The organism is Oceanospirillum maris DSM 6286 (assembly GCF_000422865.1).
GTDB classification, from domain to species: Bacteria; Pseudomonadota; Gammaproteobacteria; order Pseudomonadales; family Halomonadaceae; genus Oceanospirillum; species Oceanospirillum maris.
Genome location: NZ_AUGW01000012.1, coordinates 87,200 through 102,168, shown reverse-complemented (window position 1 = coordinate 102,168; position 14,969 = coordinate 87,200). Strand labels below are relative to the sequence as shown.

The 14,969-nt window shown below is 46.0% G+C and carries 13 protein-coding genes; 7 read left to right on the top strand and 6 right to left on the bottom strand.

The window, feature by feature from the left end; translation table 11 throughout:
• Positions 1-4 precede the first annotated feature (4 nt).
• A complete protein-coding gene (locus tag G517_RS0105215) occupies positions 5-676 on the bottom strand; it encodes a pyridoxamine 5'-phosphate oxidase family protein (protein ID WP_028303540.1) in 672 nt (223 codons plus the stop codon).
• Positions 677-821: 145 nt separating this feature from the next.
• On the opposite strand from G517_RS0105215, the gene G517_RS0105210 reads away from it, so the two are divergent.
• The 7 genes from G517_RS0105210 to G517_RS0105180 all read left to right on the top strand — a co-directional run bounded on the left by G517_RS0105210 (position 822) and on the right by G517_RS0105180 (position 9,031).
• A complete protein-coding gene (locus tag G517_RS0105210; RefSeq protein WP_028303539.1) occupies positions 822-2,450 on the top strand; it encodes an aminotransferase-like domain-containing protein in 1,629 nt (542 codons plus the stop codon).
• Between the two features lie 13 nt (positions 2,451-2,463).
• On the top strand, positions 2,464-3,408 hold the full coding sequence (locus tag G517_RS0105205) for a siderophore ferric iron reductase (protein WP_157833153.1): 945 nt from the start codon (positions 2,464-2,466) through the stop codon (positions 3,406-3,408).
• Positions 3,409-3,517: 109 nt separating this feature from the next.
• A complete protein-coding gene (locus G517_RS0105200) occupies positions 3,518-4,282 on the top strand; it encodes an ABC transporter ATP-binding protein (protein WP_028303537.1) in 765 nt (254 codons plus the stop codon).
• A gap of 25 nt (positions 4,283-4,307) precedes the next feature.
• On the top strand, positions 4,308-5,330 hold the full coding sequence (locus tag G517_RS17850) for an ABC transporter substrate-binding protein (protein ID WP_051206090.1): 1,023 nt from the start codon (positions 4,308-4,310) through the stop codon (positions 5,328-5,330).
• Complete coding sequence (gene fhuB / locus G517_RS0105190) at positions 5,330-7,426, top strand: Fe(3+)-hydroxamate ABC transporter permease FhuB (RefSeq protein WP_084632073.1); 2,097 nt, start codon at positions 5,330-5,332, stop codon at positions 7,424-7,426. The genes G517_RS17850 and fhuB overlap by 1 nt, the downstream gene beginning before the upstream one ends.
• 447 nt (positions 7,427-7,873) lie before the next feature.
• On the top strand, positions 7,874-8,521 hold the full coding sequence (locus tag G517_RS0105185; protein WP_028303535.1) for a CDP-alcohol phosphatidyltransferase family protein: 648 nt from the start codon (positions 7,874-7,876) through the stop codon (positions 8,519-8,521).
• Positions 8,522-8,587: 66 nt separating this feature from the next.
• Positions 8,588-9,031: an FAD synthase family protein gene (locus tag G517_RS0105180; protein WP_028303534.1), complete on the top strand. Its 444-nt coding sequence runs from the start codon at positions 8,588-8,590 to the stop codon at positions 9,029-9,031.
• Between the two features lie 49 nt (positions 9,032-9,080).
• Here the strand turns inward: G517_RS0105180 and G517_RS0105175 are convergent, their stop codons facing one another.
• The 5 genes from G517_RS0105175 to G517_RS0105155 all read right to left on the bottom strand — a co-directional run bounded on the left by G517_RS0105175 (position 9,081) and on the right by G517_RS0105155 (position 14,951).
• The gene (locus G517_RS0105175; protein WP_028303533.1) at positions 9,081-10,097 is read right to left on the bottom strand and encodes a YcjF family protein; all 1,017 of its coding nucleotides are present in this window, start codon (positions 10,095-10,097) and stop codon (positions 9,081-9,083) included.
• Entirely contained in the window at positions 10,097-11,500 is a 1,404-nt protein-coding gene (locus G517_RS0105170) for a YcjX family protein (RefSeq protein WP_028303532.1), read from the bottom strand. The genes G517_RS0105175 and G517_RS0105170 overlap by 1 nt, the downstream gene beginning before the upstream one ends.
• A gap of 216 nt (positions 11,501-11,716) precedes the next feature.
• Positions 11,717-13,573, bottom strand: coding sequence for a V-type ATP synthase subunit A (locus G517_RS17845; RefSeq protein ID WP_051206088.1), 1,857 nt, complete (start codon positions 13,571-13,573; stop codon positions 11,717-11,719).
• The gene (locus G517_RS0105160; protein WP_028303531.1) at positions 13,573-14,268 is read right to left on the bottom strand and encodes a DUF2764 family protein; all 696 of its coding nucleotides are present in this window, start codon (positions 14,266-14,268) and stop codon (positions 13,573-13,575) included. The genes G517_RS17845 and G517_RS0105160 overlap by 1 nt, the downstream gene beginning before the upstream one ends.
• Positions 14,268-14,951: an ATPase gene (locus G517_RS0105155; protein WP_028303530.1), complete on the bottom strand. Its 684-nt coding sequence runs from the start codon at positions 14,949-14,951 to the stop codon at positions 14,268-14,270. Before G517_RS0105155 ends, G517_RS0105160 begins: the two co-directional genes overlap by 1 nt.
• Between the last annotated feature and the right edge of the window lie 18 nt (positions 14,952-14,969).

Here is a 14,969-nt window from a genome sequence, read left to right as displayed (position 1 = left end):
TTTGCTATAAGGATGGCTTATCCGGTAAGGGGTAATCGTTTGTTTGCTGTGTATCCTGTTCTGGTTCGCCCCAAGACGGGGCTAAAGGCAGAACGCCAGCCCAAACAGGCCAATCCATATCATCTTTATCGTCAATAACGCCTTCTGCTCGAACCTTCATAGAGGCTTCATCGAGCTTAATCCGCAGGATGCCCGTCGCTTGTGTCTCTGTTGCCGTGACCGGCCTTAATTGAGGCCATCGTCCGGGACTGATTTTCTCGACAAAACGCTCGAACTGCTCGTGTTTTTCTTCTGGATCTGTAATGGCCTCAGGCACACCATAGATCATTGCGGATCGGTAATTGACCGAATGATGAAAGGCAGAACGAGCCATAACCAAACCATCTAAACTGGATAGGGTAATGCACACTTTTTGCCCTTCTTTATCTGCTCCAGCAATATTGGCGGCTTTGCTGTGTCCGTGCCAGTAAAGATACTCGCCATCGCGCCAATGGCAGGTTGGAATAACCCGCACCTGTCCCGCTATCTGAAAACCGACATAACAGATTAATGACTGATCGATAAAATCGAGCAAGGCTTGCCGATCATTAATTGATCGGTTACGGCCTCGTTTGACCTGGACTAGAGGGTTGTTGGCGGATGATGTTTGTTTTTTCTCTTGAGCGCTGGAGGACATAACCGTTCCTTTTTATAGGGATAAAACTCGACTGACGTTAAATAAAGCCTGAGATATTCCGTAAGATCTATGTAGACTCTACGCCCATCAGGCAGGCTAAAAAATAGCCACTTTTTAACTTATTAATCAGTCCAGATTCCTAACCATGACCCATAATAGAAACACAATCGGTAGTCTAAGCTTTTCTCTACAGGAGCAAGCAGGGCCTTTTTATCAACAGTTAATCGATCAGATTTTACTCGGTATTAAGCAACAAAGGCTAAAGCCCTTTGATCGGCTTCCTAGCAGCCGAAATCTCGCCCAAAGTCTTGGTACATCAAGAAGCACTGTTGTTAACGCCTACGACCGCCTTATCGCTGAAGGAATCTTAACCAGCCAGCTAAAAAGCGGGGTGTTTGTTGCGGAACAGTCGGCTTATATTCTGCAAAGTATCAAGCTTGCTCCTGTTCAGCTCCTAGACTCTCAACCGATACCGCAACCGGAGCCACCGCGAGAGACTATTTATCCTTTAGAATCAGAAGTATCAGAGATATTGCCAGAGCCATTGAGTTTTAGCTCTGGTATTGATGGGACGGTATTTCCAGAACAGAGTTGGCTAAAAAGTATGCGATCCAGCTGGATAAATCCTGACCCTCTGGTTTTAGAAGATGGTTATCCAACGGGTTTGCCTCAGCTTAAACAGGCGGTTGCAGAGTACCTATATCAACTGAGAGGGCTTGCCTGTAAGCCTCAGCAGATTTTAATCACTGCGGGTAGCCGTGATGCGTTAACGCTGCTTAGGCGTACCTTCATAAAGATCAGCCCTAACAGCCGTTGGTTAGCGGAAAACCCCGCTTATCCACCGATTCACCGGTTGATTGAGAGCTGGCAGCCATTAAGTTCACCATCAAGTTCAGTATCTAAGATCTCGACAACGAGATCTCAACCTTCTATCCCGCCGACCTATCTTTTACCCTTGGATCAAGAAGGCTGTTGCTTACCTTCTGCGTTAGGGACTGAGTCGTCCAGGCCAAAAGCCCCTCCTATTGTGTTGTTAACGCCTAATCGCCAATACCCCACAGGAATAGCCTTAAGCCCGCAGCGTCGCCAGCAATGGCTAAAGCATCTACAGGAAGAACAATGTTGGTTGGTGGAAGATGACTATGACAATGAGTTTTCCTTTAATGGTAAAAGCGGGCTTCCCCTAATGCAGGCCGACCACTCTGGGCGCACCTTTTTTGTGGGTAGTTTTTCAAAAGTTTTATTTAGAGGATTAAGGTTAGGTTTTATTGTGGCCCCTGACGCCTATTATTCGGCCTTAGAAGAAAGCCGAGCGGAGTTAGGTAGCTCGGCGGCACTGCCGATGCAGCCTGTTGTGGCTGAATTTATGAAAAATGGAGAGTTTGCCCGCCATGTTAACCGGATGCGTAGGCATTACCGGCAAAAGAGAGATTTTCTATTACAGCAGATTGAGCGGCATTTAAGTCAGTGGTTTGACTGGCAGGTACCTCAGGGAGGAATGCATCTTTTAATTCGATTTAAGGCAGATGTGATAGAGGCGATAAAAGACAAGATGGGTTTATCTTTAGGTTCAACATTGCTTGACCAACAGATTGCAGAGGACTTGATGGTAAAAGGCATTCGACTATTACCCTTGTCTCAGCATTTTGCCGATGCTGATTACCTGACTTCCGCCCTTGATCAGCAAGGATTTATTCTAGGCTTTACTGCCCCGACAGAGTCTTCGATGGCGACGATGGTGCTGGCGTTAAAGCACGCGCTGATATTTAAATGAGATTGCTTCTTATTTGTCTTTGAAATCTTTATTGGATGTATTATCATTTGCACCAGTTAATCATTTTTCAAAGTTGGATGGCAGTCGCCAAATGGTCAGCCGTATGAACTGTGCGTTATTAATCTCAGACGATGAGGTTTATCAGGAGATTCCTGACCCTGCACTAAACCATTTTATTCAGAATTTGGCTCAACGCTTGCCTGCTATGGCTCCGCTCTTTCGTCAGCCAAAACCGGATGAGTTGGTCTCCTCTAGAGATAACCAGGTGCTTATTGATAGGTTGTACCAACATATTAAGCAAAATACACCGGAGGCGGGCCGTTTTTATTGGGCGGCTCAAACTTGGAATATGCTGTGTTGGCAACCTATTATTTTGATGACCTCCTGTGTGCATCTTTCAGGTTTTCAGTTATCGCTTTCTCAGGTCGGTCAGAAGCTACAGGGGGACTTTGTAGGCGGCCTTTCACTGCCTTCAAATGCTTTTCTTCAGTGTGAACGCCTAGATTCTTCGCTAGAAAACCGTCTTAAACTGGGGGCTTACGAACTTGAAACATTTTTAAACGTAATGCTGGATCAGTTGACGGCGCTTTACCCGATAAACCGTAAGCTTGCGAGCCGACTTTTTGCTGACCGTTTGTTAAGTACTTTGTTACAGCTTCAACAAACGAACCTGTTACCGCTTCAAGGGACTAAAGATAGCAATCAACAGATCATATTGTTTGCCCAGCAATGGTTACAGGCGCTTCGCTTAGATGATGCCAGTGGATTTATGCGGATTCCTTTTGGCGAAGAGGGAAACGGACAGGAAGACCGTGACCAGCCTGAGAGGCTTGCATTGGATAGAAAGGGCTGTTGCCAGCACTTTCGCTGTAACGACAGCAGTGTCTGTGCTAGTTGCCCAAGGCATAAACCAGAGACAAGAATTGAGCTCATCAAGGCGTCGTGGAGTAAGAACTAACTTCGAATAGAGCTAACGCATGTGGCTAAGAAGAAACGTATAAAAGCCAAAAAGGCCGCAGAAAGCGCTAAAAAGACAGTTAAACAGGACAGCTAAACAGGATATTAAGATGTTGCATCTGAACGGTATACAAGTTGAGCGCCAAGGAATAAATATTCTCTCAATTGGTGAACTCAGTTTAAATGAAGGTGAGATTACCGTGATTCTGGGCCACAACGGCTCGGGTAAATCGACATTAATGAAACTGCTGGCTCGTCAGTTCTCTCCGGATCAAGGTATTGTTTCTTATCAGGACCAGCCGTTGGACGAGATGAGCCAAAAAGCCTTTGCGCAGAAAGTTGCCTATCTTCCTCAGCATCTTCCTGTTGCCGATGGTTTAAGTGTCCGAGAACTGGTTCGGCTGGGGCGTTTTCCTTGGCGAGGACTGTTGGGTCGATGGTTGAAGCATGATGATTTTATTATTGATCAAGCCTTGGCGGATACGGATCTTGAAGCCCATGCTCAATCAGCCGTTGATCAGATGTCTGGCGGCGAGCGGCAACGGGCATGGATCGCAATGTTACTGGCACAACAAACCCCGTATATGTTGCTGGATGAACCAACATCGGCTCTCGATCTTTCCCATCAATATGCGTTAATGAATCTTTTGCGACGCTTGAATCGCGCAACCGGCCGAGGGATTGTCATTATCTTGCATGATATCAATTTGGCTGCACGATTCGCCGATCGAATTTTGGCGCTAAAACAAGGGGTTGTTATTTTTGATGATGAGCCTGCGGCTTTAATGAACAATGAAAGCCTGACAGCGCTTTATGATATTCCAATTCAAACACTGGCTCACCCCCATGGGCATGAAGTGGCCGTTGTTGCTTAGAATAGTTGTTTAAAGAAGAGATTTTATGGGTGTTATACCGTTGAAAAACCGTTATCTGATTCATGTTGATAATACGCTGGCTCTTACCGTATCGCCATTGACGACATTTATAGTGTTTTTGATCTATATGCTAATCAGCCCTGCGGCTTTAGCGTTAACTGTAAAGGACAGTTTAGGGTCGCAAGAACTGCCGGCTCCTGCCACAAGAGTGATTGCTCTTAATTGGGGGGCAACCGAAGAAATGCTTGAGCTGGGCGTGACTCCGCTCGGGGTTGCTGAAATTGAAGGTTATAAAACATGGGTTGCTCAGCCGGTTATTCCCGAGACGGTGATGGATGTAGGCACCCGTGCAGAGCCTAATATTGAGCGTATAGCAGGGTTAAAACCTGACTTGATTGTCATTGGCAGTATGCAGAAAAATATGATTGCACGGCTTAAGCCGATTGCCCCCGTGCTTTATTTTGATAATTATCGAGCAGATCATGATAATTTCAGTGCCATTAAGGAATCCTTTCAGCAGTTAGCCGTTGCGTTGGGTAAAGCAGATATCGCCATGGCTCGGCTTGATGCTCAAAATGAGAAACTTAAACAATTAAAGCAACGGCTTAATGTGTATTTCAACGGCCAACTGCCAAAGGTTACCGTTGTTCGCTTCTCTGATGCTCATCATGTGCGAGCCTATGGGCTTAATTCTATGCCCCTTGCGGCTCTAAAGGAACTGGGTATTGAACCGGCCATAGCCATCAAGAATTCAACTTGGGGGCAGGTTCAAAAGCCTATTCGGGATTTGGCGTATATGAAAGGGGTTCTGCTTTATCTTCGGCCTTTACCTAAGGAGGCTGAGTTATTCGAGCAGCCTTTGTTTCGTATGATGCCATTTGTGGCGGAAGGGCGTATTGCTCCGGTACGCTCTACGTGGACCTACGGTGGAGCGCTGTCTATTAGTTATCTGGCAGAACATTTTGTTGAAGCTCTGATGACTTTGCCTGCAACGATTGCATCCAATAATCATGCCTTAAATAGCCATACCAGTGCAGGGATAAAATAATGTCTTCTGCCTTAACCAAAGCTTCTGTGAAGGTAGCCCAATCTAAGTTTTCAATTTTGCCTCGGTTTTCCTTTGCCCTACCTCTACTGGGTTTTGGTTTGCTGGCGCTAGCGGTTGTTTTCCATCTGCAGAGCGAAACATCGCTTAGTTTTCTTCAGCAGTGGCATGTGTGGCTAACATTAGCCCCGCAGGATTTTGCTGAGTTTGAGTATTACTACAGCGCTATGCCAAGAATGTTGATGGCGATATTGGTTGGTGCAACTCTAGGGTTTGTCGGTAGTTTGCTACAGCAACTGCTGCAGAATACTCTTGTTTCGCCGATGACCTTAGGGGCTTCTTCCGGTGCATGGTTAGGCTTGGTTGCGGCATCTGTTTTTTTTCCAACACTTGCGGTTCTTTATCGGGAATGGTGGGCTATGGCAGGTGCAACTGTTGCTGTCGGCCTAAGCCTTTTGGTTGCGCGTCGGTCAGGTTTTAGAGGGTTGCCTATTGTTCTTTCTGGTATGGCTATTAGCTTATTGTTTGGCGCTTTAGCCTCAGCGTTTGTGTTGTTGAATGATCAGTATGTGCGTAATCTTTTTATCTGGGGCGCCGGGGATCTGGCTCAAGGTGATTGGAACGATGTTATTTGGTTACTTCCACGGGTATCGCCACTTTTGCTTTTGGTTATATTGGCTCACCGTCCTTTAATGTTAATGAGGTTAGGGGAGCAAGGTGCCCAAAGTCGTGGGTTGAACCTGATACCGGTGCTAATCACGCTGTTATTAATGGCTCTTTGGTTAACCGCGAGTGCTATCGCAACGGTAGGATTGATCGGTTTTATTGGTTTGTTAACGCCTCAAATCGCTCGGCGTTTTTATGCTCGCTCGGCACGAATTGAGATGGTTGCTAGTGCCGTTATCGGTGCGAGCCTATTATTGATCACTGATTTGATCGCTATAAAAGCCACTCAATCTTTTGGTCAACTTGTGCCTAGTGGTGCTGCCGCTGCTTTAATTGGCGCACCGGCACTTATCTTACTTTCCTTGAAACGAGGCGCGGATAACGAGCGGGTAGCTCCACCTCCTTCAAGTCATGATCAGGTTGGCCATGGTAATGAGCGTCGATGGTTTAAAACCACACCAAAAAAAGGTGCTGTGGTTGTTGCTTTTATCTTTATAATCGTTCTTTGCTTAGCATTATTTGTCTTTCCAAAAACGATCTTAGTCAATAATAGTGTCAATATGCAGGCCAATATTCACTGGGGTTGGTACTGGCCAGAAGGTTATCTTTGGCAACTACGCTGGCCTCGGGTTTTAACTGCCTTGATGGCAGGCCTTGGGTTGGCAGTGGCAGGAACGGTGCTTCAACGGTTAATCAGAAACCCGTTGGCGAGTCCTGATATTTTAGGGCTGTCTGCGGGCGCAACATTGAGTATTGTTATTTTTATCCTCTTTTTTGGGACTAAATGGTTGGTATTTAGCCCTATGATTGCTTTTATGGGGAGTTTTTTAGTACTGGGTTTATTGCTGCTGCTAGGTAAGCGGCAGGCTTTTTCCCCTGGTGTTATGGTACTAATTGGTATCGCGTTAACGGCGTTATTGGACGCTATACTGCAATTCACTTTAGCAAGAGGGACGGACGAAGTCTTTTCTATCTTACTATGGATGTCTGGCTCTACTTATAGCGTTACGGCGATACAGGCTTGCCTTCTAACGGTAGGGGTTTTAGTACTATCGGCTATTACATTGGTATGGCATAGAGCATTAACATTGATTGCTATTAGTGATGATGTGGCTCGCTCAAGAGGCATTAACGTGCTTCGTGCTAGAGGCTGGTTGTTGACATTAATCGCCGGTATCTGCGCCTTAATTACCGCTGTTATCGGCCCTGTGTCCTTTATCGGGCTATTGTCACCTCATCTAGCTTATCTGCTGGGAGCTAAACGGGTATTACCTCAAATATTGTTGGCAAGTGTTGCAGGAGGGTCTCTGTTAGTTTTTTCTGATTGGGTCGGCAGGGTCGCATTGTACCCGGTACAGTTATCTGCAGGTGTTATCGCATCTTTAATTGGTGGTAGCTATTTTGTTTATTTATTAGCACGACGGCGTCTATAGATTAATAATAATCGGGTTTTTATATTTTTATTATGAAACAAGTGCTTTTCTGCTGGGTTTTTGTTTTAGTATTTTAATGTTAAAAAAACTGTGGTTGTATTATTTTTTGTATTACTTATTGCTCTATTGTTTTTTGACGGTGGTTTGTTTTTGTTTTTTTAATTAAAAACACCTTTTTTGTTTGACAAATAAAGCGTATAGTTAAATTTATTATTATCCCTGTATCGAGCCTACTGGCTAACACGCCTCTATCCTCCTTATTTGATGTTCTCATTCGCTTTCTTGCGATTAGAGCATATTCATAGCATCCATTTTTTATTTCTCAGTCTTAATGAGAACCGTCAGATCTTAGTGTCATCCTGTTTTAACAGAGTGATATCGCTTATGGTTTTTGGCGAAAAACTGGCGTGCCCTTTTTTTTACTTATTCCTATTAGTTAGGAGCACCATGATTACAGGTATCGAGAAAGAACCGCAGCCCGCTATTATTTCCTACGTGAGAGATCTTCCTAATGCCTGCTCGTTAGCAGGATTAGCATGCACAATATTAGCGATCTATTTCAGTATTATTGGCGTTTACTACGCGGCAATGATTGGCATGATCTGGGCTGTTGCCTTTGATTGGGCGGACGGTTTAGTTGCACGAAGAATGAAAGGCCGAACTGGCAGTGATCGTATTTTTGGCGGGCAACTTGATCTGGTCATTGATATTGTAAGTTACGGGGTTGCTCCTGCGGTTCTTTTATTGAGCTTTGGGGCGTTTGATCCTCTGTTTCTACCTGTTGCCTTTGTTGTTTTAGCTGCGGCGGCCATACGATTAAGCTACTTTAGTACCTTTGGTCTGTCCGGTGAGTCTCAATATACAGGATTAGCGCTGGATAATAATAATATCATTTTGGTTTTTATCTTTCTTTTAGAAAGCATTATTCCCGATAATATATTTACAATTGTTTTCTATATAAGTGCTCTGGTTCTCGCTACGCTCAATGTCTCTCAAATTAAAACCCCCAAACTTTCTGGCAATCCAAGAAATGTTTTCCTGTTAGCATTTTATACCCTTGGGATAACAGGTATTTATATTTGGAAACTTATTTAGCCATTTTCAATAAATTTTGAGTTTTCTGGTGGCTTTTGTTATTCAATTTCTGAAACAGGATAAAATATGGTTGTATATACTGTAGGAACATTTGATCTATTACATGTAGGGCACTTAGCTTTATTAGAGTACTGCAAATCATTAGGGGGCATTTTGGCTGTAGGTGTCGCATCGGATCGCGTTGTAAACTCCTACAAGCCTAATGTGCCTGTTATTCCTCTTGAACAGCGTATGGAGATGCTAAGAGCCTTACGCTGTGTTGATATTGTGCGCTCCTATGACGAACTTGAGTATGTATCAGGCTGTAAGGCGTTGGATGTTGATATCTTTGTGATTGGGGAGGACTGGGGCAAAGCTTCTCATAATTTGGCGGTAGAATCTTATCTTAAATCTGCGGGTAAGCAGATCAAGCAAGTTCTTTATAATTCTCGAACATCGTCAACGACGATAAAGCAAAATGTTATTGCCCAAACCAATAATATGAGAAGCCTAAATAGAGCGATGGCGTAGACGATACCCGCTGTAGTAGTGAACAGAATCGGCCTATAACGGAATGATCTTAGCGACCATAAGGCCTACAGGCCAGTTGAATCATTTTCCCTAACTTATAGGTTCGACGAACCGTTAAAAGTGATTGCGAAACGCCACCTAGAATACGGTTCATCAGTTCGTCACTGCCTTCACTTAATAACTTTTCCTGCGCTAAGGTTTCAATGCCTGCAACAACCATTACCGTGATCAGTGCTTGTTTAAACAATCTAAGCGCACTAAGACTTGTTGTTTCTAATCCATAAACTCGGGCAATGGCTCGTGTCATCGCGCGGGAGCGCCAGAGCAATACCAGTGTATCTAGCCCTGCATGGGGAATCACCATCACTGCGGTACTGGTTGTTAGGGTGTAGTGTCGAATAATACGCTGGGCTTGCTTATCCAGGACGCGAAGTACCATCAACTGATAAAGCTGCCAATACTCTTGCGCAGTAGAGCGCTCTTGAGCCGCTGCTTTAAATCGACTTAACAACTCTGGTGCTACCTTGGCTTGGCGGTCCAGCCACGGCTTTAGGGCAGACTTAAGGGCGGTTAAATCTTGATGTTGCAGGGCATGTTGTACCGCCTGCTGCCCTTCTTTCAGCTGTTCTATCTCATCGGCGGCTTTACGCTCTTGTCGCCAAATCCGAAGTAAGCCCAGTAAAACAAACCCCATTAGTAGGCTAGCAGCACTACCTATTAACCAATGTACTTGCCATAAAGCCAACAGCTCATTGAGCAGCATGAAAAATAATAATAACCCTGCTGTGGTTAATAAACTGGCGCTAATGCCGCCAAATTTTTCTACAGGCCCGTTTAATAATGATGCCTCTGTCTCATAGGCGGCTTTAAAGGGATCAGCCGTTGATGCATCTGCATCAGAAGGGTCGTTTTCTTGCTTTTTTAGGGTTGGTGCTACGGTTTTCTCGGCATAACCGGGGGCGCGCTGAGCATTTTCTTCCGAATGGCTGTTAGCCTGCTGAGCATTGGGGCTATCCGTTTCAGGAGAAGTATTAGAGGTTTGTATATAGCCAGGTTTTTGAGTCATCAGAGATCATCCTTCAGCAAATCATTTAAAACACGGCCCAACTGATAAGCAGGGAGCAGTTGATTGGCGTTGGCGGTTTGGGCTAAGGGTGCCCAATGTTTGACCTGCAGTTGCTCAGGTAGTGTTGCCCAGTCGATCGGCAGAGTATCGGGCACACGGCCTGAATAATAAGGCTGGCAGCGGCCGTCGGCTTCTTGCCCTAGTAGGTACTCCTGACCTTGGTCATCAATCAAGCTTTGCGTGGTTTCAAGGGCAGCAATCGCCCGATACTGAACCTCCGCTCGGGCGCGGATATCGTTGCCGGGGTCAATCTCATTAAGTAATGCCCCCAGTAGCTTTTCTAGCCGAAGTCGTTCCGATAAAACCAGTTGATCAGCTTTAGTTGCCGCAAACACAACACGGTTAATTTTTCGGGATAACCACTGCATAACGCCACGTTGGTTGCCATATCGGAAAAAGCGCAGGGCCGACTGCATCGCCTGTTGAAGCTCATGTAAAGCCGCCTCTCCTTGCTCCAGTGCTGAGAGCAGATCAACGAGAATAATTTGGCTGTCTAGATGGCGGAAATGCTGCCCTAAGCGTGATTCCACCTCTTTTTTGTAAACATCATAAACTTGGCTTAAGTGCTTTTGTAGCTTTGGCAGCTGGATCGCTTCAGGTACAGGAAAAAAGCTAAGCATGGAGAAGTTTTGCATCTGCCCGGGCATTAAGAGTCGGCTGGGTTGATTCAGAACAAAGCCCTCTGCACGAGCTGCCTGTAGATAATCCTTCCATGCATCGACCAGTTTACGCTGTAAAGCGTCAGGTATTGTGTCTTGGCCTTGTCCTGCTGCTTCTGCCAGTAGTAAGCGGAAGGGTTCGCTGAGTTTCTCGCGATGGGGTTGTAACGCAAGGTCCCATGCGTCTTGAGACCATTGGGCAAAGGTTTGTTCAAATAACGCTAGATCGGCCAGCCATTCACCGGGAAAATCCATAATCTCTAAATGTAACGTTGGAGCAGAAAGCCACTGCTGCCAAGGTTGATTTTTTTCAGAGCGTTTAATTTCTAAATCGAGCCAAGTTAGGTCCTGTGTGGCCTCTGGCCATTGGCCCTGCCCCATTAAACTATCTCTATGGCGGAAGAAATCAAACTGACTTCGACGGGCTAGTCGATCTTCTTTTAGACGGGCAGGTTTGAGCATCCCTGCATCGAATAGATCTAAACCCGATAACGGATGTTTTTTCATCCCCGATGGTAAAGGCTCCTGTACCCGTAACAGGCTATGGGTTAACTGTGTGATTAACACCGTTTTTCCTGCTCGGGAAAAACCAGTGACACCCATACGATGACGTTTACTAAGGTGCAGGTTTTCAACCTCTTGCAATAGCTGATTTCCGGCACGTTTCAGATAGCGGCTGACCAAAAGGCACTCCTTCACTTTAAATACGGTTTAGCTTTCAATATACCTGACCTTGAATATACCTCATTTTAAATATGATTCAGTTTTAATGGGGTTCAGTTTTAAGATTTAAATATAGCAGAGGGGTATATAGGCGCAGTATGGGGTTATTCTATGCTGGAGTCCCCGCCCCTTGGGGCAGGGAGGATGCTAAGTGTTTAATTTAGAAAGGATTAGCATCTAGTCTTCTGAAATAGTACCTTCAGAAAGGACATCTTCATCGAGAGGAAGCTGAGTCAGCAGGTGGATCTCTTTCCAGTAACGCTTAAAATCTGGGCCATCTTCATGGCTGTAGTTAAGGTTACGGAAGAAACCTGCCAGCTTAGTAAAGTGCTCACGGATAGCATCTTTGTTATCCATTTTAGGGTGATCAAACAGGCAGCTCTTTAATAAACGGAAGACGCGCATTTGACGCTTCATGGACGTTGAAGCATCCACGTCATCAAAAGCATCTTGCTGCAGATACACCTGATCGAGACACTGGGAACGGTTAAAGGTTAAGAAGTCATTTAACGTGACGCCCTCTTCACCGGTCACTTGCATCATCTGTTGAATCTCTTCGCCTTGAGTTAACAGCTTTTGCATCAGGCGGACATCATCGACCCATTCAGCATCAAGGTTCTCACCGTACCAGTTGCTCAGCTGATCAAGATAACGAGACCAAGAGATCAGCGGATCAACGGCGGGATAGGCACGTTTGTAAGCTCGATCCGCACTTAAACCTAGGAAGGTTTTCACCGTTCGTAGGGTTGATTGCGTGACGGGCTCCTCAAAGTTACCCCCCGCCGGTGATACCGTACCGATTAGCGTTAAGCTACCTTGTTGGCCTTCGTTATTGCGAATCAGACCGGCGCGTTCATAGAGGCTTTTAACCGAAGAATCAAGGTAGGCGGGGAACGCTTCTTCTCCAGGAATCTCTTCTAAACGACCGGATGTTTCCCGCATCGCCTGGGCCCAACGGGAGGTCGAATCGGCAATCAGTAGTGCGTTGTAGCCCATTTGGCGGTAATACTCGCTGAGTGTAATACCGGTATAGATAGAGGCTTCACGGGCTGCAACGGGCATGGATGATGTATTACAGATAATGATGGTTCGATCCATCAAGGTGCCCCCTTTAGGATCTGGCAGGGCAGGGAATTCTGTAATGGTTTCAACTACTTCACCGGCGCGCTCGCCGCAGGCGACAATAATGACGATATCAACATCAGAAAAGCGTGAGATTAGCCCTTGTAATACCGTCTTACCTGCTCCAAATGGCCCAGGAATACACGCGGTTCCCCCTTTTGCGATAGGGAAAAAGGTATCAATAAGACGAATGGATGTTAAAAGAGGCTGCTCAGGGTATTCACGCTGACTGTAGCGTTTTGCCAATAAAGGCTGGCAAACAGGAATCCGCACGGGCCACTTCTGCTGCATGGTCAGTTCATGTTCTTTGCCTTTATGATCTTTGATGCGGGCTATAGGCGTTGTTGTTGAGAAGGTGCCTTCTTGAATCCAAGTGACCTCAACATCACCCATTTGGTTAAATGGCACCATAATCTTGTGCTTAAAACGACCTTCTTGTACATGACCAAGCGGATCGCCTGCTTTTAGTATTGCACCAACTTTTACCGTAGGCTGAAAAGCCCACTGCTTTTGGCTATCAATACCTTCTACCTGAAGACCGCGAGGCAGAAAGAAACCATGCTGACCGGCAATAATCTCAAGTGGATTTTGCAGGCCATCATACACTTGGCCGAGTAAACCTGGGCCTAGTGTCACCGAAAGCATTTGGCCGGACTGGCGAATAGGATCACCAATCGCAACGCCACGGGTATTTTCAAAAACCTGAACATCGGCTTCACCGTGACGTACCCGAAGTACCTCGGCTTGAAGATATTCTTGGCGGTTATCCTCGGGGGTACGAGACGGGCAGATATAAACCACTTCATTTTTAGTCAGTGGGTAAAACGTGCCTTGTTCATCCTTTTCCAACCGTAGGGTAACGATATCATCTCGCACACCAATAACGCGTGCTGTAATCTGTACATCCTTCATTAGGAGAGTTCCTCAAAGGCTGATTCTATGTGTTCCTTGATGACAGGAGCAGAAATAAGTGCGTCAGCCATAGATTCAAAGGCTTCTAGTGCTTGATCGGCATCATTACGGATCTGTTTTTCCGCGATACCCCAGCGCAAAACAAAGCAGATAACCGTTTCTAATGTAAAGGCGTGACTGCGTTCAACCTGTATCAAGTTTTGCCAAAGCCATGTGTTGATCTGCTTTTCCACTTCACCAGCGGCACCTTTTTGCATCAGTGGCTGTAGCTCATTCAACAAAGGAAGGGCATTTTCTAGGCCAAAAGCTGGCTCATGCCAATGCTGACGAATACGGGCTGTCCAGCGACCTAGGCCAAAGAAATGCTCGGGGCCTTTGTCGCCTTGCTGCCGTTGGCGAAGCGCGGCCAACAGGCTTTGCCACTCTAACCGTAATTCGATACAGCGCCGTATTTCTGGTGAATGAACTTTTTGCAGCTGAGATTGCCACTGATATACCCGCTTCTGATCGGAGAAATTTTTTTGCTGATCCTCGCCAAAGTGATAGAGGCTTTCTGCTAATCGCAGCAGCTTAAGGTCTTCCTCTTCGAGCATGGTCAGCCGACGTTCCAATGCGATTCTGGAGATCGGTAGCTGCTTACATTTTGCCAGAGGTGGAAGATCCGGCAGTGCGGTCACCAGAGTATAGTAGCTCACTAGCGGATTACTCCTTCCAGCAGTGCTCGGAAACGTGGTTGCAGGTGGCGCAGTAATAATTTAGCAACCGCGGTATCCGTTAGATCAACTTCAACTTCTTTACCAACCAAGCGAACCCGAATACCGGAGCCGCTATGGGTATTAAAGTTTACGCCCTCTCGGAGTAGGTCAACGGATAAAGACTGTACAAATTGGCTTAAACGGCCTGTTTTGTACTCGTCAGCATTTTTGCGCAGCTCATCCAAACCGATAACGCTTTCAGGCAGTAATACATCAAGTTTTTCTGCTTGGTCTAAGCCCGCATCTTTGCTGGTTCGACCGACAAGCTCTAACACCATGCGGCGCACAAACTCTTCATTATCCATCTGTTGTTCAATCAGGCGTTCAACCTGATCGGTAAAGCTTCGGGCAAGGCTCTCTTTAACATCAAGCAGAAGATCACGGGCGGACATTTTTAATGCGTCCTCACCGGCCTGCTGCTTCTGTGCAACCTCACGCTTTGCCTTACTGACCATGGCATTAGCTTCTTCTTTCGCTTGGCGCAGAAGCAATTCTGCTTCTTTTTCTGCATCACGCAGAATTTGGTCAGCCTCGGTACGCCCTTTATCAACACCTTCTTGACGCAGTTTTTCGATAAGCGCTTCGATACCGGAGGAGGCGTGATTTTTCTCAATATCTGTCATAACGTACTTCTCCCTATG

Excerpts from the sequence above, each read along its gene's own strand:
- G517_RS0105215 (WP_028303540.1), bottom strand. The coding sequence starts at position 676 with ATGTCCTCCAGCGCTCAAGAGAAAAAACAAACATCATCCGCCAACAAC.
- G517_RS0105210 (WP_028303539.1), top strand. The coding sequence starts at position 822 with ATGACCCATAATAGAAACACAATCGGTAGTCTAAGCTTTTCTCTACAG.
- G517_RS0105200 (WP_028303537.1), top strand. The coding sequence starts at position 3,518 with ATGTTGCATCTGAACGGTATACAAGTTGAGCGCCAAGGAATAAATATT.
- G517_RS17850 (WP_051206090.1), top strand. The coding sequence starts at position 4,308 with ATGGGTGTTATACCGTTGAAAAACCGTTATCTGATTCATGTTGATAAT.
- fhuB (WP_084632073.1), top strand. The coding sequence starts at position 5,330 with ATGTCTTCTGCCTTAACCAAAGCTTCTGTGAAGGTAGCCCAATCTAAG.
- G517_RS0105185 (WP_028303535.1), top strand. The coding sequence starts at position 7,874 with ATGATTACAGGTATCGAGAAAGAACCGCAGCCCGCTATTATTTCCTAC.
- G517_RS0105180 (WP_028303534.1), top strand. The coding sequence starts at position 8,588 with ATGGTTGTATATACTGTAGGAACATTTGATCTATTACATGTAGGGCAC.
- G517_RS0105175 (WP_028303533.1), bottom strand. The coding sequence starts at position 10,097 with ATGACTCAAAAACCTGGCTATATACAAACCTCTAATACTTCTCCTGAA.
- G517_RS17845 (WP_051206088.1), bottom strand. The coding sequence starts at position 13,573 with ATGAAGGATGTACAGATTACAGCACGCGTTATTGGTGTGCGAGATGAT.
- G517_RS0105155 (WP_028303530.1), bottom strand. The coding sequence starts at position 14,951 with ATGACAGATATTGAGAAAAATCACGCCTCCTCCGGTATCGAAGCGCTT.